The sequence below is a fragment of the Bacillus sp. FSL K6-0993 genome (assembly GCF_037977205.1).
Lineage (GTDB): Bacteria > Bacillota > Bacilli > Bacillales > Bacillaceae > Bacillus > Bacillus subtilis.
Window position 1 is genome coordinate 3,693,151 of record NZ_CP150275.1, and the last position, 24,575, is coordinate 3,717,725.

Consider the following 24,575-nt stretch of genomic DNA (forward strand, 5'->3'; position numbering starts at 1 on the left):
AACAGAATATGCTACCCTTAACAGCGTTAATTTAAATAATTTTACAAGAGTGATCCGACTGAGAGATGTTTTCCGTTAATCCGCGAGCATTCTGGAGATGACCAGTCTTTGAATTTCTTGAGTGCCTTCATAGATTTGCGTGATTTTTGCATCACGCATATAGCGTTCTACCGGATAATCTTTTGTATAGCCGTAGCCGCCGAAAATCTGCACGGCTTCGGTCGTCACCTTCATCGCCGTATCCCCAGCCATCAGTTTGGACATCGCGGAAGCTTTTCCATATGGAAGGCCCGATGATTCTAACCACGCAGCCTGATAGGTCAATAGCCTTGAAGCTTCTATCATTGTCGCCATATCCGCGAGTTTAAAAGCAATGCCCTGCTGCTCGCCGATCGATTTTCCGAATTGCTTTCGCTCTTTTGCATATTGAAGCGCCGCATCAAGCGCTCCTTGGGCGATGCCCACGGCTTGTGCGGCTATGCCGTTTCTTCCTCCGTCAAGCGTCTTCATCGCGATTTTGAAGCCTTCTCCTTCTTCTCCGAGACGCTTTGATGCGGGCACTACACAATCTTCGAACATGATTTCCGTTGTCGGTGAAGAACGGATGCCCAGCTTCTTTTCTTTCTTGCCTGTAAAAAATCCTTCAAAATCCTTTTCTACTATAAAAGCGGTAATGCCTTTTTTCTTTTTCTCGGGATCGGTGACGGCAAAAACAATGTAAATATCAGCAACGCCGCCGTTTGTGATAAACACTTTGGAACCATTTAACACATAGTCATCGCCGATTCGTTCAGCAGTTGTTTTCATGCTGCCGGCGTCAGAGCCAGACCCTGCTTCGGTCAAAGCGAATGCGCCGATTTTCTCTCCGAGGGCCAGCTGTGTTAAGTACTCTGTCTTCTGCTCCTCCGTCCCAAAGGCAAACAGCGGCCAGCTGCAAAGAGAGATATGGGCGGAAAGCGTCACACCGGTGGAGGCGCACACTTTTGACAGCTCCTCCACCGCGATGACGTAGGCTAAATAGTCACTTCCAATTCCGCCGTAATCTTCAGGCCACGGAATTCCCGTCAGCCCCAGATTTGCCATTTCCCGAAACAGCTCGCGATCGAAGCGTTCTTGTTCGTCTCGTTCTGCCGCTGTCGGGGCCACCTCATGCTTCGCAAAATCGCGCACCAATTTTCGTATCATCTCATGTTCTTCTGATAATGAAAAATTCATTGCTTCTCCCCCATTTTCAGATCAGCGCCTAAAACGGATTGAGCCAGAAGCTCGACGACGTCGTACGTTTTGACTTGGTCTTCGGCTTCCTTCGCCTTTGTGCCGTCCCCAAGCATTGTGAGACAGTACGGACAGCCGGAACTGATCACCGATGGGTTGACTGCGAGCGCTTGCTCTGTCCTGGCGACGTTAATCCTGTTGCCTGTTTCTTCCTCTATCCACATTAATCCCCCGCCAGCTCCGCAGCACATGCCGGTTTCCCGGTTTCTCTCCATTTCAACAAGCTGCACGCCCGGAATGGCTTTCAAAATCTCTCTCGGCGGATCATAGACTTCATTGTACCGGCCCAAATAGCACGAATCATGAAAGGTAATCGTCTCATGAAGCGGGTGCTGCGGATTTAATTTTCCGTTTTTCACAAGCTCGGCCAGCACTTCTGTATGATGATAAACCTCGCCTTCAAATCCGAAATCCGGATATTCATTTTTAAATAAATTGTATGCATGGGGATCGATCGTAACGATTTTTTTGACATCATTTTTTTCAAATTCAGAAATATTCTTCTCAGCCAGCTCTTGGAACAAAAATTCATTTCCGAGGCGGCGCGGCGTGTCTCCTGAATTTTTTTCTTTATTGCCTAGGATCGCGAAGGACACGCCCGCGTGATTGAGCAGCTTGGCAAAGGAAATTGCGATTTTCTGGCTTCTGTTGTCGTAAGACCCCATGGAGCCTACCCAGAAAAGGTACTCAAATTCTTTTCCTTCTTTTTTCATTTCTTTTACAGTCGGAATCTCAGCATCCGGCGCCTCGTCACGCCAATTTTCACGTTCCTTGCGGTTGAGTCCCCACGGATTCCCCTGCCGCTCAATACTTGTCATTGCGCGCTGGGCGTCACTGTCCATTTTTCCTTCTGTCAGTACGAGGTAGCGGCGGAGATCGATGATTTTATCCACGTGCTCATTCATGACCGGGCATTGATCCTCACAGTTCCGGCAAGTGGTGCATGCCCAAATTTCTTCCTCTGTGATGACGTCGCCGATCAAGCTTGGATTGTAATCAAGCGCCGCTGCGGCTTCCTGCGATCCGCTGCCCGCTGACGCCGCAGCCAGCTGATTGCCTCTCGTATGCCGAAATGCTGCTGCGGGCACCCATGGGGAGCGCGAGGTGACGGCAGCGCCTTTTTCCGTGAGATGGTCTCTGAGACGCAAAATCAAATCCATCGGAGAAAGCATTTTTCCGGTGCCTGTTGCAGGACACATATTTGTACAGCGGCCGCACTCGACACACGCGTACAGATCAAGCAGCTGAGACTGCCTGAAATCCTCAATTTTTCCCGCTCCGTAGCTTTCTTTCGTTTCGTCGGTAAAATCAATTTTTTCAAGTTTTCCGGCAGATTCCATTCTATTGAAAAAGACGTTTGCCGGGCCGGCGATTAAATGGGCATGCTTCGACTGAGGCACGTACACTAAAAAGCTAAGCAAGAATAGGAGATGGATCCACCATGCGATATAGAAAATCACCGCCGCGCCTGTTTTCCCGACACCGCTAAGCATAAATGCAATACCTGAGGCAATTGGCTCGCTCCAAGAAAGCCCATGCTCATGCCAAATCAGATTCATCCCGTTCCCAAGCAGAACGGTCAGCATTAATCCTCCGATAAAAATGAGAACGAGTCCGGCTTTGAAACCGCGTTTCAGCCTCACGAGCTTTTCGATATAACGTCTGTAGAATGCCCACCCAACAGCAATTAAAATGAGAAACGTAACAATTTCCTGAAAAAAGGTGAAGGCGGGATAGACCGGGCCAAGCGGCAGATTCCGGCCGGGAGCCAGTCCTTTGATGATAAAGTCAATTGCTCCGAACTGAACCAATATAAATCCGTAGAAAAACATGACGTGAATGATTCCGCTTTTCTTGTCCTTGAGCAGTTTTTTCTGTCCGAATACATTCACCCATATGGCGTGAAGCCGTTCCTTGAACCGTTGATCAAATTGTTCTTTCTGGCCGAGCTTGATGTAGGCCAGTCTCGTTTTGACCAAGTACACAAACAAATAGACAGCGTAAGCGGTTACAATCAGAAATAATAATGCATTTGCGATGAGAAAGCCGCTCATTCCAATTCCCCCTTTTTACTGATAAAGACCGCGATCCCCTACCCCCGAATCTGTATAAGATTATCTTTATGATAAATAATGAATGAGTGTTCAGTCAATAATTAAATTCCTGCTGTTCGGGCACACTACCTTTACTACGGAAAGGAGTGCCGGTATGAAGGTATTTATCGTGATTATGATCATTGTCGTTATTTTCTTTGCCTTGATTCTGCTTGATATCTTCATGGGCCGTGCCGGATACAGAAAAAAGGCGTACGAGCCTGTTTTTTCAAAAAAGAAGAGTGACATCGAATTGATCCACTGCGGCGCTGATCTCGTTGAGCGGATGATGAATGATATTCGTCAGGCCGCCTCTTCTGTTCACATGATGTTTTTTATTATGAAAAATGATGAGGTCAGCCACAATATGTATACCTTGCTGAAAACAAAAGCCCAAGCTGGCGTCTCCGTTTATTTGCTTCTGGATTGGGCGGGCTGCCGGGCAATTAAAAAAACGGCGCTGCAGACGATGAAAAATGCCGGCGTCCATGTCCATGTGATGAATCGTCCCCGTTTTCCTTTTTTCTTTTTTCACATGCAAAAACGAAATCACCGGAAGATTACGGTGATAGACGGAAAAATCGGTTATATCGGCGGGTTTAATATCGCCGAAGAATATCTTGGAAAGAAGGCGAAGTTCGGCAATTGGGAGGATTATCATCTGCGCATGATGGGAGAAGGCGTACATGATCTTCAAACGCTTTTTGCTTCTGATCTAAAACGAAATACCGGAATCGAACTGGGTTCGGATGTTTGGCCAAAGCTTCAGCAAGGAACTATTTCTCACAAGATATATGCGACGGACGGTTATTCCCTTGAAAACAAATACTTGGCCAATATTGCCCAAGCGAAGAATCGCCTTACGGTTTGCACGCCTTATTACATTCCATCAAAGCCGCTTCAAGAGGCCCTCATTAACGCAAGAAAAAACGGCGTATCCGTGAGAATCATTGTACCGATGAAATCAGACCATCCGCTGGTACGAGAAGCGGCTTTTACGTATTATTCGGAGCTCTTGGATGCCGGCTGTCTTATTTATCGTTATTATCAAGGGTTTTATCATGTAAAAGCCCTCATCATAGACGACCATCTTAGCATTATCGGAACAGCCAACTTCGATAAACGAAGCCTGTTTTTAAATGAAGAGGTGAATGTCGAAATTGATGACGAAGCGTTTACAAGTGAAGTCTATGCCACGATTGAGGAGGATATGAAAAAGTCGGAGCGGCTGACCATGGAGGATTTCAGCAAGCGCACATTCAGGCAGCGCCCGGCGGAATGGCTCGGCAGGGCATTATCTTATTTCTTATAAAGGAGAGTTCCTATGATTTTCAGATTCGGGTTCGTTTCAAATGCGATGAGCCTTTGGGATGCGTCTCCCGCTAAAACATTGACATTCGCGCGTTATTCAAAGCTTTCAAAGACTGAAAGAAAAGAAGCGCTTCTGACTGTGACAAAAGCCAATTTGCGCAATACGATGAGAACCCTTCACTATATCATCGGCCACGGCATTCCTTTGTACCGTTTTTCCAGTTCGATTGTGCCGCTGGCTACGCATCCCGACGTGATGTGGGATTTTGTAACACCGTTTCAAAAAGAGTTTCGGGAGATTGGAGAGCTTGTTAAAACACATCAACTGCGAACAAGCTTTCATCCAAATCAATTCACTCTGTTTACGAGCCCGAAGGAATCCGTCACAAAAAATGCGGTAACCGATATGGCGTATCACTACCGCATGCTTGAGGCCATGGGCATTGCTGATCGCTCCGTTATCAACATTCATATTGGCGGCGCTTACGGAAATAAAGACACCGCTACTGCACAATTTCATCAAAATATAAAACAGCTGCCGCAGGAGATCAAAGAGCGGATGACACTTGAAAATGATGATAAAACATATACAACGGAAGAAACGCTTCAGGTCTGTGAGCAGGAGGATGTTCCGTTTGTCTTTGACTTTCATCATTTTTATGCCAATCCAGACGATCACGCCGACCTGAATGAAGCACTGCCCCGCATGATCAAAACGTGGGAGCGGATCGGCCTTCAGCCAAAGGTTCACTTGTCTTCCCCAAAATCGGAGCAAGCGATACGCAGCCATGCCGATTATGTTGATGCTAACTTTTTGCTGCCGCTGTTGGAACGATTTAGGCAATGGGGAACTAATATTGATTTCATGATTGAAGCAAAGCAGAAAGACAAGGCGCTTCTCCGCTTGATGGATGAATTAAGCTCTATCCGAGGTGTCAAACGCCTCGGGGGCGGTGCGCTGCAATGGAAATCATAAATGTGCAAAAATAGGTTTACTACTTGTCCGCTTTGGGAACTTAGGCTATATAAGACAACAATCGATGGAGGAGAAAGATCATGAAAAATATCAAGTCTCTGAAAGTAGCCGCACAGGCCTTTACTTTAAGAAATTTGATTCATCTTTATAAAATGTGCCATTCCGGAAGCCACGAGGTTTATATTTATTCAAAGAAAACGATGTGCAAAATCAAAAGCTTAATTGAGCTTGAAACATTCCGCATGGCTCATAATGAAAAGGAATATCTGATCGTAGTTGAAGGAACAAAAGCATCACAGCTCATTGAAAAATTCCAAAATCTCATCGAGCCTGCTGAGAGAGAAGCGCTCTAACTTACATACAAAAAGGATAGACATCTGTCTATCCTTTTTCTTATGCTCTTACATAATGGAGCTGAACCGCTTGTCCAAATTGTTTTGTCCCTTTTAACCGCAGTTTTGTTTCATTTGTTAGTTCGTGAAACAGCGGGATGCCGCTTCCTAAAACGACGGGAATAACAGTGATGATGAATTCATCAATGGCATCTTCTTTCATAAAGGCATTCATCAGCTCTGCCCCGCCAGCTATCCAGATGTTTGAGCCTTTTTCCTGTTTCAAACGGGCAGTGAAGGCTCTGGCTCCCTCATTGATAAACGTCACATGTTCATCTTGATAACTGTCGGGCGATCCTGTAAAAACATAGCAGGTTTTATCCTGATACGGGAAAACCGGTGTTAGCACTTTAACGTGCTCATATGTGCTCCGCCCTAAAATGACTGTATCAACAGTCTGATAAAAATCACTGTAGCCGTTGTCACCTTCACCTTCAAATTCATCCAGCCAATCGATGCTTCCATCTTCTTTTGCGATCATCCCGTCCAATGAAACAGCAATGTACAGCACAGTTTTTCTTTCCATGTTCTCCTCCTATCGATGCACCATTTGCCCGAATTGCGCTTGATGCAGCCTGCTGTATAGGCCTCCGGCTTCGATCAGGTCTTGATGACGGCCTTGTTCTTCAATACCGTTGTTTGTGACGACTACAATTCTGTCCGCGTCTTTGATCGTCGCCAGCCTGTGGGCGATGACAAGCGTCGTGCGCCCCTCAGACAACTCTTGAAGCGCCTTTTGGATCGCCGCTTCCGTTTCTGTATCAAGGGCTGAGGTGGCTTCGTCGAGAATCAAGATCGACGGATTTTTCAAGAACATCCTTGCAATTGACAGACGCTGTTTTTGCCCGCCGGAAAGCTTCACGCCGCGTTCGCCAATCATAGTATCCAACCCATCGGGCATGTTATGGACGAGCTCTTCCAGATGCGCCTGCTTCACAGCTTGCCAAATGTCTTCTTCTGATGCGCCTAATCGGCCGTAGGCGATATTTTCTCTAAGCGTGCCCGAGAATAAGAAAACGTCCTGCTGCACGACGCCAATCTGCCCGCGCAACGAAGAAAGCGTCATGTCTTTTATACTGGTGCCGTCAATCGTAATGTCGCCCTCCGATGCTTCATAAAAACGCGGCAGCAGACTGCAAAGCGTTGATTTCCCCGCACCTGACGGACCAACGAACGCCACCGTTTCCCCCGCTTGAATGGATAGGTTGATGTCCTTGAGGACATTGTGATGTCCATCATAGCCAAACGAAACATGTTTATAGCGGATATTGCCCTTCAGGCCGGAAACATCTCTCGCATCAGGTGAATCCTGAATGTCCGGCTCTGTCTCCATGAGCTCCATATAGCTTTTGAAACCCGCGATCCCCCTCGGATACATTTCGATAATGGCATTAATTTTGTCAATAGGCCTGAACAGCACATTCGTCAGGAGCACAAACGCCACAAATTCCCCGTACGATAAGGAGCCGCGAATGACAAACCACGTCCCGCACAAAAGGACAAACAGCGTGACAAACCGGGTCAGCATATAGCTGATTGACCCGTTTTTCGCCATGATTTTGTAGGAAGAAAGCTTTGTGACACGAAAACGCTGGTTGTTGACGGCGAAGCGTTCTTTTTCAAATGCTTCATTTCCGAACGCCTGCACAAGCCGGATGCCGCCGATGTTATTTTCTACACGCGCGCTGAAGTCTCCGATATCCTTGTTCAGCGTGGTAAATGCTTTGGTCATTTTTTTGTTGAAATAAAGCGCTAGCCAAATGACGATCGGCATAATGATAAACGTTAATAAAGCAAGCTGCCAGTTAATAAACAGCATCACTCCGAACGCCCCGAGAATGGTCATGACTGCAATAAATAAGTCTTCCGGACCATGATGGGCGACTTCACCGATATACATTAAATCGTTCGTGAGCTTCGACATCAGCGTTCCCGTCTTGTTGTTGTCGTAAAATTTGAACGAGAGCTTTTGCAAATGGTCAAAAAGCGACTTTCTCATATCAGTCTCAATATTGATACCAAGCATGTGTCCCCAGTAGGTCACGATATACTGAAGAGCCGAGCTAAGCGCATACACCGCAAATAAGCCGATTGAGGTCGCGATGATCAGCCCCCAGTCCCTGCCCGGCAGCAAGGTATCAATAAAATAATTGACGATCAAAGGAAAACTCAGCTCCATTAAACCTCCCGCGATCGCTGAGAAAAAGTCGAGAAAAAACAACGTTTTATATGGTTTATAATATGAAAAAAATTGCCGCAGCACCCTATCTTCCCCCAATGTATAAATAACTGATAATATTTCTCAATTATACTATACACGGGCTGTTTTGAAAGATCAGATTTCTTTTTTCTTACAGAACACCTGAAAACAGGCGGGCAAACGACTCTTTTGTCCGGTCAGCCACGCCTCTTTTATAAAAGCCGACAGGGCTGAGCTTTTCACTTTCCTGCATATCCTCTTCAAAATGGGCCTCAAGGGTTCGGATCGCTTCGGCATCCGTGAAGAACACATTCACTTCAAAGTTGAGCTGAAAGCTGCGCATGTCCATATTCGCGGTACCGACGGAGGCGAGATCGCCATCAATGATCATGACTTTTTGATGCATGAAGCCTTTTTGGTAGGAGTACACTTCAATGCCCTCAAGGAGCAGCTCCGGGAAATAGGATCTCGAAGCGTATTGGGTCAAAAAGCTGTCGTTCTTCTCCGGCACCATAACCCTTACCTCTACCCCCTTTGTCGCCGCTGCTTTTAGCGCCGTGCGAATGGATTCATTGGGGACAAAATAGGGCGTGGCGATCCATATTGATTTCTGCGCTGAAGAAATCATTTCATAATAAAGGTCGCTCATGCTTTCCTTCATGTCAGGGCCTGTCGCGACAATTTGATAAATGCCTCCTCCTTCCACGGGAACCGGGGTATTGTACTCCTCTTGATCAATTAACACTTCATTGGAGACGTATTCCCAATCCAGCATAAAGATAGCGTGGAGCGTTTGCACAATTTCCCCCTCAAGCCTCAGGTGTGTATCTCTCCAAAATCCGATGTACGGATCTCTGCTGATATATTCCTTCCCGACATTTAATCCACCCACAAAACCGGTTTTCCCATCGATGATCACGATTTTCCGGTGATTTCTGAAATTCAGCTTCTGGTTGAAAAACCCGTATTTCAGCGGAGAAAACGGTACGATGTCCACCCCCGCTTGTTTCATTCTCATAATATCTCTTCTTGCCAGCTTAATGCTTCCTGCCGCATCGTATAAAAACCTCACCTCGACACCCTGGCGCGCTTTCTCCATCATAATGTCCATCATGCCGCGTCCGAGCATGTCTGATTTAAACATGTAGTATTCAATATGTATGTAAGATTCCGCTTTTCTCATTGCTTTGAAAATGTCCGGGAAGGTTTCTTCGCCGTTTTTCAGCACTTTGATGTTGCTTTTCGTATTGATATTCATATGGGCAGCCCTGATGGAATATGTAAAGAACCTCTCTTGGTTGTCCTTAAGCCCTGTCACTTCGGGCGTTTCCTCCTTGTCAAACAGCTTCCTGAGCTTTTCCCTGTTGTACATTCGTTTTGTCTTAAATAGCTTTCCCTTTACATAAAGCTGTCCCGAAAACAGATAAAACACGTAGCCGACGATTGGAAAAAAGACAAGAATATGGATCCATAGCAGCGTGTGCTGCGAGGTGCGGTTTTCAAGAATTAATGAATAGATGCTGAACAAAATAATGCTTATATAGCAAAGCAATCCTCCGTAAAACTCAAGCCTGGAAACCGGAAAAAACCAAATGACATATGCCCCGATGAGCATCATATATAAAAAGAAAAATTCCAGTCTCCTTTTCAGCATCCTGATTCTCTCCAATCTGATTCAATTACCTCTGTATTACCTCTTTTTTCTAATCGATAAACCTTGTAAGTAAAAAACCTCTCCGCCAAAGGAGGAGAAGTTTAGAGAAAACTAACTGTCACGGAATTCATCCGCATCGTTTCTGCAGAAATAAAGCAAGACTATTGGCAACGCCGAGTGACAACATGAGCGGCAGGCCGAACCCGCTCAGCACTCCGGCAAGCGCCGAAAAAGAGGCGGCGCTGTGACTGCAAATACGGTGGATAGAGTGAATTTGATACCCATTCTGATGAGAGAAAATATATAAAACGGGATATTGATCAGAAAGAAAGGAATGAAACAAGTTAGTCAGGCTGAGTCATAATCTGGCTGTTCCCCGGTTTAAAATGAGTAAAATCCGTTTCATTCTTGATGTTATTTCCAAATACAAACACAACAGGATTCCCGGCCGCCCAGCCATTACCTTGGCAGAAGATATCTTATGTTTTCATCAAGATAAAAAAATCCCCCTCTTGCAAGGGGGATTTTCACGAGCGTTTTCGATATACAACGTAGCTGCGGGTCAGATACTTGAGCGGCAGACTGAACACATGAACCAATCTCGTAAACGGCCACAGGATAAAAACGACGTATCCTATCACAATATGAAACTTAAACCATAGCGGGACACTCTCCATCAACGAGGGGTCAGGCCGGAACAAAGCGATTTCCCTGAACCAGGGCCCGACTGTGGTCCGGTAATCAAATCCTTTCGAATCAATGTTGAGAAACGTGGCCGCAACGCCTGACAGCATCATGAACAGCAGCAGGAGGAGCGTAAGGATATCGGATGGCGAGCTCGTTTTGCGGATCCTTTTGTCAAACAGCCTTCTGTACGTCAGGATGACAAGTCCGGTACATGCCGCAATGCCCGCCGGCAAGCCAGCGCCAATCGCCATTTTGTGATACATATGCTCTGAAATGCCAAGGGAAGCATACACGCCTTCCGGGATCAGAATCCCCATGACATGCCCGCCGACAACGCACAGCAGTCCCCAGTGAAAAAGTGTGCTGCCCGCCGCAAGTTTTTTCTTTTCTAACAGCTCGCTTGATTTCGCCGTCCAGCCAAATTGGTCATGCTGGTAGCGGTAAATATGGCCGCCGATAAAGATTGTCAATACAATGTATGGCATAATACCCCAGAGGATCTGCCCGCTCATGCCTGAACAGCCCCTTCAACGCTTTCACGTACGCCGATGTTTTCAAGCGCGGCCAGCAGCACGTGCAGCAGTTCAGCGTATATACTGTCATTTTTTTCGAGACGGGATGCCAGCTCCCTCACATTGGACAGATATTTCTCAAACACGCTTCTCGCTGCTTCAATTTCTGCAGCCGCAGCAAATTCCAGCATCAGCGGCAGATAATCAGGCAGCTCTTTCTCTGTCGGCAGGAAACCGGATTGCTCGTATGTGTTTTTTAAATGCAGCAATTCAACGCCGCGTTCCCTTTGCTCGCCCGAGTTAAAGTAGGTGACATACATATTTGTTTTTTTCCCAAAGTCGAATGTATAGACATAGTGTTCAATCAGCGCTTCCGGTGAAAAGCTGGCTGACGCCTCGAAAAAGTGCAGCAGCTTCTCCCGGATTTGCCGGTTGCTGATTTCATGGATAAGAGCCTTCCAATCGGGAATCTCAGCTCTCCACTCTTCATCCGGATAAGAGAGAAGAGAGGAAAGAGCGGAGAACGTCATTTGCCGGTCTGTGGTGTTCATCTTGTTACACCTCATTTATCAAAAGTTAGAAACAGGAGCCGGGGCCGCCTGAAAATGATAAGCCGCAGCTCCCTTGTTCAGCATATAAATCTGAAACTTCTTCTCGATGACTGCTCGGTATCACAAAGCGGTCATCATATTTGGCAATCGCAAGCAGCCGATACATATCTTCAATTTGCTGTTCTGTTAAGCCGACACTGGAGATCAGTTCCGGGTCGATTGATTTATTCGTCTGGATCGCTCTCATATACTGGCGCATGACAGACATTTTCTTTAACGTTGACCGAATATGATCCGTATCACCGGCTGTTAACAGCTGCGCCAAATAATCTATCGGGATTCTCATTTGGTCGATAGCCGGAAAAATATCTTCCGCGGATTGCCGGCTGCCTTTTCCTTCAAAGAGATTCATAATCGGACTGAGCGGCGGAATGTACCACACCATTGGCAGCGTGCGGTACTCTGGATGAAGCGGCAGCGCAATCTTCCAGTCAATGATCATTTTATAGATCGGCGATTGCTGCGCAGCCTCTATCCATTCAGCCGGAATGCCTTGTTCTTTTGCCAGTTTGGCAACCTCAGGATCATTTGGATCAAGAAAAATGTCCAATTGGGAATGGTATAGATCCTTTTCGTTTTCAACCGATGCCGCTTCCTCCACTTTGTCCGCGTCATACAGCATGACGCCGAGGTAGCGGATTCTGCCAACACACGTCTCAGAGCAGATGGTCGGCAGTCCCGCCTCCAAACGCGGAAAGCAGAGTGTGCATTTTTCCGCTTTGTTCGTTTGCCAGTTAAAATAGACTTTTTTATAAGGACAGGATGAGACGCAATATCTCCATGAACGGCATGCGTTTTGATCCACAAGCACAATGCCGTCCTCCTCGCGTTTGTACATGGCGCCGGATGGACAGGATGAGACGCACGCCGGGTTGATGCAGTGCTCGCAAATACGGGGCAAATACATCATAAATACCTCATCGAATTCTGTTTTGATCGATTCCTCCATCTTTTGTACGTTGGGATCTTCAAGTCCCGTTATGTGGCCGCCCGCGAGATCATCCTCCCAGTTCGGTCCCCATTCGATATTCATGAAATCCCCCGTCAAGGACGATTTCGGGCGTGCTACTGGCTGGTGTTTTTTCTGCGGGCTGTTCGTTAATGTTTCATAATCATAGTTCCAGGGCTCATAGTAATCATCAATCGACGGCTGATTCGGATTATAGAAAAGGCCTGCAAGCCGATTGGTTTTCGAGCCCGATTTCAGCTCGAGCTTTCCTTTTTTCAATGTCCAGCCGCCTTTATATTTGTCCTGGTCCTCCCATTGCTTCGGGTAGCCGATGCCCGGCTTTGTTTCTACATTATTGAAGTACATATATTCCGCACCGGAACGGTTTGTCCACGTGTTTTTGCAGGTGACGCTGCACGTGTGGCAGCCGATGCATTTATCCAAGTTCATGACCATACCGATTTGCGCTTTAATCTTCAAGCCAATCGACCTCCTTCAGCTTGCGGATGACGACGTTCAGGTCGCGCTGATTCCCCGTTGGACCGTAATAATTAAAGCCGTAGCTGAGCTGGGCGTAGCCCCCGATCATCTGTGTCGGCTTGACGTGTATCCTTGTCGGGCTGTTATGGGTGCCTCCGCGGTTATTCGTCAGCTTTGTGCCGGGCACGTTGATGTGGCGGTCTTGGGCATGGTGCATAAACGCCATTCCTTTAGGAATCCGATGAGACAAAACGGCTCTCGCGACGACAACACCGTTTCGGTTAAAGCATTCAATCCAATCGTTGTCTTTGATATCCGTGTCCTCTGCATCATCTTTATTCATCCACACGGTCGGCCCGCCGCGGAACAGCGTCAGCATCGGCAGAGAATCAAAATACATGCTGTGGACAGACCATTTATTATGCGGCGTCAAATAATTGAGGACGATTTCTTTTCCCTCTTGATCAGGCCGCTTGCTCAGAAACGGGCGATGCTGGAGGATCGGTTTGAATGTCGCCATCGTTTCACCGAATTCCATCATCAGTTCATGATCGACATAATAGGATTGTCTGCCTGTCAGCGTCCGCCACGGAATTAATTTTTCAACATTCGTTGTAAACGGCGAATACCTGCGCCCTCCTTTTTCAGATCCGGAAAACGCTGGAGACGTGATGACCGTTTTCGGCTGGGCTGTAATTTGTTCGAACGTAAAGCATTCTTCCTCGCGTTCTTCCGCCAGGTCTTTCAGCTTCAGGTTCGTGATGTTTTCAAGTGATTCCCATGCTTTTACTGCGACCTTTCCATTCGAAGTGGATGATAGGGTTAAAATCGCTTCTGCTGCCTGCTTTGCTTCACTTATATTTGGACAACCCTTTGCGACACTGTCCGAGGTGATTTCTCCCAATCTCTGTTTGAGTGATTCATATTCATCGGCTATTGACCAGCTCATCCCTTTTGTTCCGCTCGGCTTTAAAGCAACGTTCGGACCAAGTGCAGTCATTTTATGAAAAATGTGTTTGTAATCCCGTTCAACGACTTGGATGTTCGGCATCGTTTTTCCCGGAATGGCTTCACATTCGCCTTTGCTCCAGTCATTGATTTTGCCGAATGGCTGGGCCAATTCCTGCATGGTGTCATGGAGGAGCGGCGTCGCAACCACTTCTTTCACCGGCTCCATATCGACTTCTTCTGCCAGATCGGAAACGGCTTTTGACAGCGCCTTGAAAATATCCCAGTCTGACTTCGATTCCCACGGAGCCGAGATCGCAGGAGCAAATGGATGAATGAACGGATGCATATCTGTGCTGCTGAGATCGTGTTTTTCATACCATGTCGCCGCCGGCAGCACGATATCGGAATACAGCGCCGTACCGGCCATTCGGAAGTCAAGATTGATTAACAAGTCGAGCTTTCCTTCCGGCGCCTGCTCCCGCCATTTGATTTCTTCAGGGCGGATGCTGTCGCTATCGTCATTCATTAAACCGTTCGTCGTCCCCAGCAAATGCTTGAGAAAATATTCATGCCCTTTTCCTGAGCTTGAGATCAGATTTGCCCGCCATACGAAGAGATTTCTTGGGAAATTCACTTCATTATCAGGATCTTCAATCGCGAATTTCAGTTTTTTCTCTTGGAGCTGTGAGGCCACGTACGCACCTACGTCTTCGGGTGTTGCTGCCCCTGCTTTTTCAGCTTCTTTATACAGATCGATGCCATTTTGATTGAAAGTCGGGTAAGACGGAAGCCATCCCAGCCGCGCGGCCAGCACATTGTAATCAGCGTGGTGCTTGTAGCGGGATGACGCAGCAATCGGTGATGCCAAATCACTGATCGGCTGGTCCTCATAACGCCACTGATCTGTCGCAAAGTAGAAAAATGAGGTGCCGTTTTGCAGCTTGGGCACGCCCTCCCAGTCCTTTGCAGTTGCAATCGTCTGCCACCCTTCAGCAGGTCGGAGCTTTTCCTGCCCCACGTAATGGGCCCAGCCTCCGCCGTTTACGCCTTGGGCGCCTACAAGTAAAACAAGATTTAACACCGCTCGGTAGATCGTGTCGGAGTTGAACCAGTGGTTAATGCCGGCCCCTACGATAATCATGGACCGGCCGTCTGTATCGATCGCATTTTGGGCAAACTCTCTGGCAATCTTAACGACAGCTTCTTTTTTGATTCCTGTCATTTGTTCCTGCCAGGCAGGCGTAAACGGCTCAGGATCATCATAGGAGACAGCCGATCGTTTACCGATGCCCCGGTTCACGCCGTAGTTAGCCAGTATCAAGTCAAACACGGTCGTGATGTACGTTTCTTCACCGTTCAGGTTCATTTTTTTAATAGGAAGATCCCGCTCGAGCACTTTGTTTCCGTCATTTGAAAAATACGGGATGCGCACCGTGCCGATTTCGTCCTCTATTCCCAGCACAGAGAGACGGGGTTCAATCGGTTCCCCGGTTTCTTCATCAATCATGTGCAGGTTCCATTTCTGTTGCCCGTCCCAGCGCGAACCCATTGTCCCTTGGGGTATGGCAAATGAACTTGTCTGTTCATCCCAAACCGCAGGCTTCCACTGATCATGCTTTGTCTGCCGCCCGATGTCCTTCGCATGCAGAAACCGTCCCGCTGTGTATACGCCATTTTCTTTTGACAGGGTGACGAGAAATGGAAAATCAGTGTATTGCTTCGCGTACTCAATAAAACGTTCAGTTTCTTGGTTCACGTAAAATTCCTGCAAAATGACGTGACCCATCGCCATCGCAAGCGCCCCGTCAGTCCCTTGGCGAATACTCAGCCAGTCATCCGCGAACTTTGAGGATTCCGCAAAATCCGGACTGATCGAAATGACCTTAGCGCCTTTATAGCGGGCCTCCGCCAAAAAATGCGCGTCAGGCGTTCTCGTTAACGGAACGTTGGAGCCCCATGTGATGATATAGCCGGAATTGTACCAATCACTGCTTTCCGGAACGTCCGTCTGGTCACCCCAAATTTGCGGGGATGCCGGAGGAAGATCCGCATACCAGTCATAAAAACTGAGCATAGGGCCTCCGATTAACGACATAAACCGAGAGCCTGATGCATGGCTGATCATGGACATGGCCGGAATCGGAGAAAAACCGACGTTTCGGTCAGGCCCGTATTTCATCACTGTATACAGCAGAGAGGCTGAAATCAGCTTCAGCACCTCCGGCCATTCAGCGCGCACAAAACCGCCTTTCCCTCTCGCCTGTTTATAGGACTTCGCTTTTTCAGGGTTTTCGACGATCGATTTCCAGGCTTCCAATGGATTTTGATGTTCTTGCAGTGCTTCCCGCCACAAATTGATCAGCACACCGCGCACGTATGGATATTTCACACGGAGCGGGCTGTAGATATACCATGAAAAACTGGCCCCCCGCGGACAGCCTCTCGGTTCGAAATCAGGCATATCCGGGCCTGTTGATGGATAATTCAAATTTTGTCCTTCCCACGTGACAATTCCGTTTTTCACATAAATATTCCAGCTGCAAGACCCCGTGCAGTTAACGCCGTGGGTGGAGCGAACGACTTTGTCGTACTGCCATCTGTTTCTGTATACATTCTCCCAATCGCGATCTTCGCGGGTGGTTTGGCTATGTTTATTTGAATGGTGTTCGATAGGAGAGAAATAATTCAATCTCCTAAACAACGGACTCATTTTCTTTTTCTTCATGAGAGTTCACTCCTTCCGAGTCAGGTGATGCTAAGTTCACTATAAACAGAGACAGCGTGTTTCCTTGTGAACTATGTCACACACTCTGCTTTTTTCACAAAACGTTCACACAAAGGAGAAGGAAGGATTTTCACAGGATGTGAGGAAGGCTGCGTTCAGGCAGGACACTTGGGTCATTAGCTGCCTTTCATTCAAAGATCAAAAAAACCGGCTCTATTTAAGAACCGGGCTCAGCGTTTTCATCCTGTGATGTATGCAGATACCGCAAAAATAATTGATAGGAACAAAAAACATTTTGCTGAAGCATAGCCAAAAAGTTCATTTGCAGCTGCGGATGATAAGACATCATTTTCTTAAATATGTAATATGGGATGTTGAGAATCAGAATGTCTGAAGTGGCATTGACTGAGATAAAGGGCGATAAATAAAGCCCGCCTTTTTCATCAATCGGAAACACATCGCCTTTTTCCCACAGCGCAACGGTTTTCGACCCTTCAGGGAGCCTGCTGTCCATGAAACGGACACTGCCTTTTAATACAATATAAACAGATTGAGAATGAAGAAAAGATGGAGACTGATCACATGAGCCGCGGATAAACGTGCCGTTTTTCAGCAAGGTTTCGACAATGGATAGAGGCACTTCATTAAACATAGGAAGTTGTTTCAGAAATAATAAATAGTCACACTGATTCATAGGAAAACCTCCTGTGCTAAGGATAGCTTTAGTGTAGCTCGATCGAGCCTGTACAGCAGTGATGTATTTCACAGCCTGTATGATGAATGTCACTTATCAGGAGGGTGACTGCATTTATAATGAAAGAAAAAAGGAGGATTTCGATGAAGGCGCTGATTCCGAAGCAGCACGGCGCGTGGGCGATGCTGCTGATCCCATTTTTACTCGGCATGGTCAAGGGAGGCCCCGTTATTTGGCATATTCCGCTCTTCCTTGGTTGGCTTTTCCTATACTTAGCGGTTTATCCCGTTACGCTTGCCTTAAAAAAGAAACAAAGCAAACCATATCAAAAGTGGATGTGTTATTACGGTTTTCCCGCCTGCTGCTTTTTGATGATCTCGGTCTTTCATAAGCCGCCTCTCATCTGGGTGGGCGTTTCTTTACTGCCGCTGTTTTTCATGCATATGTATTTTGCCCGCCGAAAAAACGAACGGGCCCTATTGAATGATGTTGCAGGTGTCTTGTTCTTTTGTTCGGGCGGGTTTGCGAGCTGCTGGCTGGGGATGGGAACCCTCGACGGCTGGGCTTGGTTTATTTTCTTGCAGTCTGCTTTATTTTTTATCGGGAGTTCCTTTTATGTGAAATCGGTGATTCGTGAAAGAAAAAACAGGGCATTTGCATACTGGTCATGGGGATATCACCTGCTGCTCCCCTTTTTATCCGCTCTTTTCGGAGCAGGATGGGCGTTTCTCGCTTTTATCCCGAGCAGCTTGCGGGCATGGTTTTTTCATGGAAGGGATTGGCCCGTAAAAACGATTGGCATTCTGGAAATCGTGAATGCCTGCTTCTTTCTTGCCGTCATGTGCCTGTTTATCACAAGGTGAAAAAAAACAAGGACACCGCTGTCCTTGTTTTTTTCAGTCAATATTGCAAATTTCCAGCGGGCAATTTTCACACTCAATCTCACATCGTAAATAGTCCCGCTTGTGCAAAATAATTTTTCCGGATTCGTCTATCGAAATAACCCCTTTTTTACGGAGATCTCCGAGCATACGATTGACGCTTTCCCGTGCAGCCGCGCAAAACTTTGCCAAATCCTGATTTGTCAGGACAATGTTAATCAGAATGCCGTCGCTTCGCTCCACTCCGTAGCTGTTTGATAAACGGATAAGGGTGGAATAGAGCGCCCCCTTTTTACCATGAAGAAGCAGATCCCTGATTTTGGACTGAATCTTCCGGAGGTGCGTGCTCATCCATTTCATGAACTCAAATGTCAAAGCGCCGTTTTGGATTAATTCTTTTTCCAGCTTATTTTTATTAATGACGAGCACCTCGCCATCCTCTAGCACTTTTGCACTGAGCATATACCTCGGTTCTTCAGTGAAAAGTGTTAATTCTCCGACGATATCATGCTTTTGGCAGATTCTAAGCGTCAGGTCTTTTCCGTCAGATGTCAGCTTGCCGATTTCAATAAGTCCTGATTGAATCAGATAAAGCTCTTCTGCATCCATTCCTTCTCGAAACAAATACGTGTGTTTTTCCATTTTTCTTTTCGTGCTGATCGATTCCAGCAATTCATGCAGATCGCTGGATATAAGATCACTATCAGATGGTCGAACAGAGAGAAAATTCATGAGCTCACCTCGAAGAAAGTCACGTTGTGTGTTTATTGTAACGTGAATTGATTTGTACCCATCGAGAAAAAACTAACAATCTTGTGAATGCCCCAGTGTTAGTTGATGCTCTGGCTGTTTCTCTCCGTGTGTGTTTTCATTCTTTCCTGCCAATACATCCATATGACAAGGACAAAGCTGGCTAACGCCACCTCTGAAAGCGCCATAAACCCGATCGCGTACTGGCCTGTTGCCTGAAATACACTCGCCAATATGAGCGGAGGAAAAAAGCCGCCTAATCCGCCCATGGCAGACACAATCCCATTGGCAATCCCCGCTTGCTTCGAAAAATAGAAAGGCACCAGTTTAAAAACAGTCCCGTTTCCTATGCCTGAGCAGACGGCCACGGTTAATGATCCAAACGTATAAAGCCCGATTGTCGGCGAGAACGATAGGATAATGCCTGATAATGTAAGCCCGGCAAAAACAAACATCAAGATGCGAAGCGGGCTCATTTTATCAGCCAGGAATCCGCCCGCAGGCCTGAGCAGCGTAGAAACCGCAATAAAGCCAGCCGTCCGCAAGCCGGCATCTGCAGGATTCAGCCCAAAATGCTCCACCAGAAAGTTCGGCAGATAGATAGTGAAGGCGACAAAAGCGCCAAACGTAATAAAATAAAACAGGCTCAGAAACCACAGCACATGATTTCGGTAAACGGCTTTGATTTGAGTCTTAACAGAAACTTTGACTTTCTTCTCATGCCTGTCGCCAAACAAAACGTGCAGTAAGGCAAAGACAGCCAGCAAAACCAGATACAGCTGCACGGTTGATTTCCACCCGACGGCTTGAGCGATAACCGGCGCTGCAAATGTCGTAACGGCTGTCCCGATATTTCCTGCACCATAAATCCCATTGACGACACCGTGCTTTTCTTTCGGATAATATTTCGGGAGGGAGGTCACTCCAATGGAAAACACCGCTCCCCCGATCCCTAAGAAAAAGCCGCCTGCGATTAAATCAAACAGAGAATCCGCGATACTGATCCAAAATACAGGAAATAAAAGCAGGATGAAGCTGACCATAAACATGAGCCTCGCGCCAAACCTGTTCGTTAAATACCCTAAAGGAATGCGGAGAAGCGATCCGAGGATCACAGGAATCGCCGTCACCAAAGAAATCTCACCCTTACTTAAATGAATATCTAATGTGATTTGGGAAATGAGTGATGAAATCAGCACCCAAACCATAAACCCTGCCACCAAGCTTAATGACTGTAACGATAATTGAATGTGTTGACGGTTGATCATTTGGCTTGCCCCTTTCAATGATTCAATAATCAGTCTTATCATACAAAAACCCGGCAACCAGGATTGTGAATTACATCACACGTTTTTCTCATAAAAAAGGACAAAGCCCGAAGACTTTGTCCTTTTGATCGTGATTACATTTTTTCCGGAGCCGATACGCCGATCAGCTGAAGCGCATTGTTCAGCGTAATTTGCGTTGCCTTCATTAAAGCCAGGCGCGCGCGGCTTTTCTCTTCATTTTCAGGGTCGATGACTTTCTCTGCGTTGTAGAAGCTGTGCAGAGCAGAAGCCAGATCATAAATATAGTTTGTGACACGGTGCGGAATTCGTTTTTCCGCTGCTTCCGCCACTGCCTCTGGGAAGCCGCCGATCGTTTTCAGCAGATCGTATTCTTTTTCTGATTGAATATGGCTGAAATCAAGATCTGCCGCCGGTTTAAGTCCCTGCTCTTCCCCTTGGCGAAGCATGCTGCAAATACGGGCATGCGCGTATTGTGCATAATACACAGGGTTTTCGTTAGATGTTGATACAGCAAGATCTAAGTCAAAATCCATATGGGTGTCCGCACTTCGCATCGCAAAGAAGTAACGAACGGCATCCAAGCCGACTTCTTCAATCAGGTCACGCATCGTTACGGCTTTACCGGTCCGTTTGCTCATTTTCATTTTCTCGCCGTTTTTGTAAAGGTGAACGAGCTGAATGATTTCTACTTCAAGCGTTCCTTTTTCATAGCCCAGCGCTTCAATTGCCGCTTTCATACGCGGGATGTAGCCGTGGTGATCGGCGCCCCAAACGTTGATCAGCTTATCAAAGCCGCGGTCAAGCTTGTCCTTATGATACGCGATATCAGGAAGCAGGTACGTGTACGTGCCGTCCTTCTTGATCAATACGCGGTCTTTATCATCGCCGAACGTCGTGGAACGGAACCAAGTCGCGCCGTCTTCTTCATAGACATGGCCTTTTTCGCGGAGCGCTTCAAGCGCCTTGTCGATTTTTCCATTTTGGTACAGTGAAGTTTCTGAATACCACACATCAAACGGCACACGGAAGTTTTCCAAGTCCTTGCGAAGCTTTTCCAGCTCGTATTTCAGGCCGTATTCACGGAAAAACGCGAGGCGTTCACTTTCCTCTTCGTTAACGAAACGATCACCGTATTCCTCAGCGAGACGCTTTCCGATCGCAATGATATCCTCGCCGCGGTAGCCATCCTCCGGCATCGGTTTTTCCAATCCGAGTGCTTCAAAGTAACGGACTTCAACAGAAAGCGCCAGATTGTTGATTTGGTTTCCCGCATCGTTAATGTAGTATTCGCGGCTTACATCGTAACCCGCTTTTGAAAGCACGTTGCACAAGGAATCGCCGACAGCCGCCCCGCGCGCATGCCCGAGGTGAAGGTCTCCCGTCGGATTCGCTGATACGAATTCTACCTGAACTCGTTCACCGTTTCCGATGTTTGTTTCCCCGTATGCTTCCCCCGCTTCCAGTACAGACGGAATCAGCTTTGTTAAATATTGATTGTTCATATAGAAATTGATAAAACCCGGGCCGGCGATATCGAGCTTTTCGATTGAAGCCTTTCCTTTATCAAAATGGGCGACAATCTCTTCAGCGATTTGACGCGGCGCTTTTTTTGCCACTCTTGCCAGCTGCATCGCCATATTTGTTGAGTAGTCGCCGTGTGTTTTATCTTTCGGTGTTTCTAAAACAACATTAGGAATCTGGCTTTCTTCAGCCAGTCCCGCTTTCAGAACGGACGCTTTGATTTCTTCTTTCAGCACGTCCTTCATTTGTTCCGCAATGTTCATGCGTGAGTTCCTCCCTCATACGTGATCGTCATATTATGTAAATGCTCCTGCTCGTCTCCGACATGCATGTCATATGCGATGCTGATACGGCCTTTTTCTTCATCGAGATCAGATTGAATCGATTTTGTGCTTGTTTTCAGCTCAAGCTCACCAAATGACATTTTATATTTAGCAATTGTGGAAGCTCCCGTTACGAAACGCTGATTCATTTTGACAGCGCCTGACCTCATGACCAGGACTTCGCCTTCGCTTACTTTCACAATCGTTTTGACTTTGCCTAAGTCGTGTTCTTCATAATAAGATAGATACACTTTATTTTGTTTTACATAGTAAAATCCGGTGGTGCGGAATTCGATGACTTCTTGGTTTCCGTCATCCTCGATCACAGACTTCACATGGAGTGTTATCGGTGTCTCTTGCTTCATTCTGACACGTCCTTTTCATCATTCCACTTTGACTTGAATAGTATAATCATTCGGTTTGTAAACTTCAACTGCTTCTATCTTACCATCATTGCTCATCAGATTTGAAGATAAACCTCATAAAAAGCATTCCCTTATATAGAAGAGAAAATCATATCACTAATTACCTTTAGTAAATGTTACATTTTTCCGAAATCTATCATTTCCTTTTCACATTTTTTTCAAAATATATGTATTGAATTAGTAATTTGATAGTTTTAAGATAAAAGTACAACATAGATCTGCTAGAAAAACAAAAAAAGGGAGGATTCAATTATGAAAAAAGCTGTCATTGTAGAAAACAAAGGTTGTGCAACATGCTCGATCGGAGCCGCTTGTCTAGTGGACGGTCCTATCCCTGATTTTGAAATTGCCGGTGCAACAGGTCTATTCGGTCTATGGGGGTAAGGATCTCCCAAAAGGGCATAGTCATTCTACTATGCCCTTTTTAAGTAAATTACAATTTTTAACTAAAATCTACCTCTTGGATATACATACACAACCGTTTTTCATTTGAATCATATGTATAGGGGATGGTATTTTGTTTATAGAGCAGATGTTTCCATTTATTAATGAAAGTGTAAGAGTTCACCAGCTTCCTGAGGGCGGCGTGTTAGAAATCGACTACTTGCGCGATAATGTCTCCATTTCTGACTTTGAGTATTTGGATCTCAACAAAACGGCTTACGAGCTTTGCATGCGCATGGATGGCCAAAAAACAGCTGAGCAGATTTTAGCTGAGCAATGTGCAGTGTATGATGAATCACCGGAAGACCATAAAGATTGGTATTACGACATGCTCAACATGCTCCAGAACAAGCAGGTTATCCAGCTTGGAAACCAGGCCAGCCGCCATACAATCACCACGAGCGGAAGCAATGAGTTTCCGATGCCGCTCCACGCCACCTTTGAGCTGACGCACCGCTGTAATTTGAAATGCGCCCACTGTTATTTGGAAAGCTCGCCTGAAGCGCTCGGCACCGTGTCGATTGAGCAATTCAAAAAAACGGCTGATATGCTGTTTGATAACGGTGTATTGACATGCGAAATCACGGGCGGGGAAATTTTTGTCCATCCAAATGCCAATGAGATTCTTGACTATGTGTGTAAAAAGTTCAAAAAAGTCGCTGTCTTAACAAACGGAACACTCATGCGAAAAGAGAGCCTGGAGCTTTTGAAGACTTACAAGCAAAAAATCATCGTCGGCATTTCTCTTGATAGTGTCAATTCCGAGGTCCATGACTCCTTTAGAGGGAGAAAAGGCTCTTTTGCCCAAACTTGTAAAACGATAAAATTGTTGAGTGACCACGGTATATTTGTCAGAGTCGCCATGTCTGTCTTCGAAAAAAACATGTGGGAAATCCACGATATGGCCCAAAAGGTTCGGGATCTCGGGGCGAAGGCGTTTTCTTACAATTGGGTTGACGATTTCGGAAGAGGCAGGGATATTGTCCATCCAACGAAAGACGCCGAGCAGCACCGCAAGTTTATGGAATACGAGCAAAATGTGATTGATGAGTTTAAAGATCTGATTCCGATTATTCCCTATGAGAGAAAACGCGCGGCAAATTGCGGCGCTGGCTGGAAGTCCATTGTGATCAGCCCGTTCGGCGAAGTACGTCCTTGCGCCCTCTTTCCAAAGGAATTTTCATTGGGAAATATTTTTCAAGATTCCTATGAAAGCATCTTTAACTCCCCTCTCGTCCATAAACTGTGGCAAGCGCAAGCGCCGCGGTTCAGCGAACATTGCATGAAAGACAAATGCCCGTTCAGCGGCTATTGCGGAGGCTGTTACTTAAAAGGGCTGAACTCTAACAAATATCACCGAAAAAACATTTGCTCTTGGGCGAAAAATGAACAATTAGAAGACGTGGTCCAGCTTATTTAGGAGGGAAACGAT

21 protein-coding genes and 1 pseudogene are annotated in these 24,575 nt (G+C 46.5%); 7 read left to right on the forward strand and 15 right to left on the reverse strand.

From position 1 onward, the window contains the following. Positions 1–75: 75 nt before the first annotated feature. Positions 76–1,215: an acyl-CoA dehydrogenase AcdA gene (gene acdA / locus MHH79_RS19160; RefSeq protein ID WP_063334813.1), complete on the reverse strand. Its 1,140-nt coding sequence runs from the start codon at positions 1,213–1,215 to the stop codon at positions 76–78. Beyond that, on the reverse strand, positions 1,212–3,329 hold the full coding sequence (locus MHH79_RS19165) for a heterodisulfide reductase-related iron-sulfur binding cluster (protein ID WP_340034817.1): 2,118 nt from the start codon (positions 3,327–3,329) through the stop codon (positions 1,212–1,214). The genes acdA and MHH79_RS19165 overlap by 4 nt, the downstream gene beginning before the upstream one ends. A gap of 154 nt (positions 3,330–3,483) precedes the next feature. Here MHH79_RS19165 and cls (MHH79_RS19170) point away from each other — a divergent pair, with 154 nt between their 5' ends. The 3 genes from cls (MHH79_RS19170) to MHH79_RS19180 all read left to right on the forward strand — a co-directional run bounded on the left by cls (MHH79_RS19170) (position 3,484) and on the right by MHH79_RS19180 (position 6,008). Continuing rightward, a complete protein-coding gene (gene cls, locus MHH79_RS19170; RefSeq protein WP_047183339.1) occupies positions 3,484–4,680 on the forward strand; it encodes a cardiolipin synthase in 1,197 nt (398 codons plus the stop codon). Positions 4,681–4,692: 12 nt separating this feature from the next. Further along, positions 4,693–5,655: a UV DNA damage repair endonuclease UvsE gene (gene uvsE, locus MHH79_RS19175; protein WP_015384912.1), complete on the forward strand. Its 963-nt coding sequence runs from the start codon at positions 4,693–4,695 to the stop codon at positions 5,653–5,655. Between the two features lie 80 nt (positions 5,656–5,735). Continuing rightward, a complete protein-coding gene (locus MHH79_RS19180) occupies positions 5,736–6,008 on the forward strand; it encodes a hypothetical protein (RefSeq protein WP_003227597.1) in 273 nt (90 codons plus the stop codon). A 40-nt stretch (positions 6,009–6,048) separates the two neighbouring features. On the opposite strand, the gene MHH79_RS19185 is transcribed toward MHH79_RS19180, so the two are convergent. From MHH79_RS19185 to arfM, 9 genes and pseudogenes are all read right to left on the reverse strand, one after another. Further along, positions 6,049–6,573, reverse strand: coding sequence for a dihydrofolate reductase family protein (locus tag MHH79_RS19185; protein ID WP_015384913.1), 525 nt, complete (start codon positions 6,571–6,573; stop codon positions 6,049–6,051). A 9-nt stretch (positions 6,574–6,582) separates the two neighbouring features. Continuing rightward, a complete protein-coding gene (locus tag MHH79_RS19190) occupies positions 6,583–8,310 on the reverse strand; it encodes an ABC transporter ATP-binding protein (RefSeq protein ID WP_251217774.1) in 1,728 nt (575 codons plus the stop codon). A gap of 88 nt (positions 8,311–8,398) precedes the next feature. Beyond that, on the reverse strand, positions 8,399–9,901 hold the full coding sequence (cls, locus tag MHH79_RS19195; protein ID WP_063334816.1) for a cardiolipin synthase: 1,503 nt from the start codon (positions 9,899–9,901) through the stop codon (positions 8,399–8,401). 130 nt (positions 9,902–10,031) lie between these two features. Further along, positions 10,032–10,289, reverse strand: a pseudogene (locus MHH79_RS19200) (YitT family protein); the annotation flags it as partial. 139 nt (positions 10,290–10,428) lie between these two features. Beyond that, positions 10,429–11,100 carry a respiratory nitrate reductase subunit gamma gene (narI, locus tag MHH79_RS19205; RefSeq protein ID WP_024571808.1) on the reverse strand — a complete coding sequence of 224 codons (672 nt, stop codon included), beginning with the start codon at positions 11,098–11,100 and terminating at the stop codon, positions 10,429–10,431. Beyond that, positions 11,097–11,651, reverse strand: a complete 555-nt coding sequence (narJ, locus tag MHH79_RS19210; protein WP_015384918.1) for a nitrate reductase molybdenum cofactor assembly chaperone — start codon at positions 11,649–11,651, stop codon at positions 11,097–11,099. Before narJ ends, narI begins: the two co-directional genes overlap by 4 nt. A 25-nt stretch (positions 11,652–11,676) precedes the next feature. Beyond that, positions 11,677–13,140, reverse strand: coding sequence for a nitrate reductase subunit beta (gene narH, locus MHH79_RS19215; protein ID WP_038427984.1), 1,464 nt, complete (start codon positions 13,138–13,140; stop codon positions 11,677–11,679). Next, positions 13,130–16,816 (reverse strand): nitrate reductase subunit alpha, encoded by a 3,687-nt coding sequence (locus tag MHH79_RS19220; RefSeq protein ID WP_015384920.1) that lies wholly within the window; start codon positions 16,814–16,816, stop codon positions 13,130–13,132. The genes narH and MHH79_RS19220 overlap by 11 nt, the downstream gene beginning before the upstream one ends. Positions 16,817–17,033: 217 nt before the next feature. Then, positions 17,034–17,510: a Crp/Fnr family transcriptional regulator ArfM gene (gene arfM / locus MHH79_RS19225; protein ID WP_014478284.1), complete on the reverse strand. Its 477-nt coding sequence runs from the start codon at positions 17,508–17,510 to the stop codon at positions 17,034–17,036. Between the two features lie 143 nt (positions 17,511–17,653). On the opposite strand from arfM, the gene MHH79_RS19230 reads away from it, so the two are divergent. Then, positions 17,654–18,373 (forward strand): YwiC-like family protein, encoded by a 720-nt coding sequence (locus MHH79_RS19230; RefSeq protein WP_309530025.1) that lies wholly within the window; start codon positions 17,654–17,656, stop codon positions 18,371–18,373. A gap of 33 nt (positions 18,374–18,406) precedes the next feature. Here MHH79_RS19230 and fnr read toward each other — a convergent pair whose 3' ends face one another. The 4 genes from fnr to MHH79_RS19250 form a co-directional block, all read right to left on the reverse strand. Further along, on the reverse strand, positions 18,407–19,123 hold the full coding sequence (fnr, locus tag MHH79_RS19235) for a fumarate/nitrate reduction transcriptional regulator Fnr (RefSeq protein WP_003227573.1): 717 nt from the start codon (positions 19,121–19,123) through the stop codon (positions 18,407–18,409). A 98-nt stretch (positions 19,124–19,221) separates the two neighbouring features. After that, the gene (gene narK, locus MHH79_RS19240) at positions 19,222–20,409 is read right to left on the reverse strand and encodes a nitrate transporter NarK (RefSeq protein WP_063334922.1); all 1,188 of its coding nucleotides are present in this window, start codon (positions 20,407–20,409) and stop codon (positions 19,222–19,224) included. 134 nt (positions 20,410–20,543) lie between these two features. Next, positions 20,544–22,214, reverse strand: a complete 1,671-nt coding sequence (gene argS, locus MHH79_RS19245; RefSeq protein ID WP_015384925.1) for an arginine--tRNA ligase — start codon at positions 22,212–22,214, stop codon at positions 20,544–20,546. Next, positions 22,211–22,639, reverse strand: a complete 429-nt coding sequence (locus tag MHH79_RS19250; protein ID WP_003243604.1) for a DUF1934 domain-containing protein — start codon at positions 22,637–22,639, stop codon at positions 22,211–22,213. Before MHH79_RS19250 ends, argS begins: the two co-directional genes overlap by 4 nt. Positions 22,640–22,951: 312 nt before the next feature. On the opposite strand from MHH79_RS19250, the gene sboA reads away from it, so the two are divergent. Genes sboA through albA form a run of 3 tightly spaced genes read left to right on the forward strand, consistent with a single transcriptional unit; the run spans position 22,952 to position 24,563 of the window. After that, a complete protein-coding gene (sboA, locus tag MHH79_RS19255) occupies positions 22,952–23,083 on the forward strand; it encodes a subtilosin A (protein ID WP_003222002.1) in 132 nt (43 codons plus the stop codon). Beyond that, positions 23,040–23,192, forward strand: coding sequence for a bacteriocin-like protein SboX (gene sboX / locus MHH79_RS19260; RefSeq protein ID WP_010886632.1), 153 nt, complete (start codon positions 23,040–23,042; stop codon positions 23,190–23,192). Before sboA ends, sboX begins: the two co-directional genes overlap by 44 nt. A gap of 24 nt (positions 23,193–23,216) precedes the next feature. Beyond that, positions 23,217–24,563, forward strand: a complete 1,347-nt coding sequence (gene albA, locus MHH79_RS19265) for a subtilosin maturase AlbA (RefSeq protein WP_063334821.1) — start codon at positions 23,217–23,219, stop codon at positions 24,561–24,563. The last annotated feature ends 12 nt before the right edge of the window (positions 24,564–24,575 follow it).

What these genes read in the sequence shown, in the direction of transcription:
- MHH79_RS19165 (WP_340034817.1), bottom strand. Translation starts at nt 3,329, where the DNA reads ATGAGCGGCTTTCTCATCGCAAATGCATTATTATTTCTGATTGTAACC.
- MHH79_RS19230 (WP_309530025.1), top strand. Translation starts at nt 17,654, where the DNA reads ATGAAGGCGCTGATTCCGAAGCAGCACGGCGCGTGGGCGATGCTGCTG.
- fnr (WP_003227573.1), bottom strand. Translation starts at nt 19,123, where the DNA reads ATGAATTTTCTCTCTGTTCGACCATCTGATAGTGATCTTATATCCAGC.
- narI (WP_024571808.1), bottom strand. Translation starts at nt 11,100, where the DNA reads ATGAGCGGGCAGATCCTCTGGGGTATTATGCCATACATTGTATTGACA.
- acdA (WP_063334813.1), bottom strand. Translation starts at nt 1,215, where the DNA reads ATGAATTTTTCATTATCAGAAGAACATGAGATGATACGAAAATTGGTG.
- narJ (WP_015384918.1), bottom strand. Translation starts at nt 11,651, where the DNA reads ATGAACACCACAGACCGGCAAATGACGTTCTCCGCTCTTTCCTCTCTT.
- arfM (WP_014478284.1), bottom strand. Translation starts at nt 17,510, where the DNA reads ATGAATCAGTGTGACTATTTATTATTTCTGAAACAACTTCCTATGTTT.
- MHH79_RS19250 (WP_003243604.1), bottom strand. Translation starts at nt 22,639, where the DNA reads ATGAAGCAAGAGACACCGATAACACTCCATGTGAAGTCTGTGATCGAG.
- argS (WP_015384925.1), bottom strand. Translation starts at nt 22,214, where the DNA reads ATGAACATTGCGGAACAAATGAAGGACGTGCTGAAAGAAGAAATCAAA.
- sboA (WP_003222002.1), top strand. Translation starts at nt 22,952, where the DNA reads ATGAAAAAAGCTGTCATTGTAGAAAACAAAGGTTGTGCAACATGCTCG.
- cls (WP_047183339.1), top strand. Translation starts at nt 3,484, where the DNA reads ATGAAGGTATTTATCGTGATTATGATCATTGTCGTTATTTTCTTTGCC.
- MHH79_RS19180 (WP_003227597.1), top strand. Translation starts at nt 5,736, where the DNA reads ATGAAAAATATCAAGTCTCTGAAAGTAGCCGCACAGGCCTTTACTTTA.
- MHH79_RS19220 (WP_015384920.1), bottom strand. Translation starts at nt 16,816, where the DNA reads ATGAAGAAAAAGAAAATGAGTCCGTTGTTTAGGAGATTGAATTATTTC.
- uvsE (WP_015384912.1), top strand. Translation starts at nt 4,693, where the DNA reads ATGATTTTCAGATTCGGGTTCGTTTCAAATGCGATGAGCCTTTGGGAT.
- cls (WP_063334816.1), bottom strand. Translation starts at nt 9,901, where the DNA reads ATGCTGAAAAGGAGACTGGAATTTTTCTTTTTATATATGATGCTCATC.
- MHH79_RS19185 (WP_015384913.1), bottom strand. Translation starts at nt 6,573, where the DNA reads ATGGAAAGAAAAACTGTGCTGTACATTGCTGTTTCATTGGACGGGATG.
- narK (WP_063334922.1), bottom strand. Translation starts at nt 20,409, where the DNA reads ATGATCAACCGTCAACACATTCAATTATCGTTACAGTCATTAAGCTTG.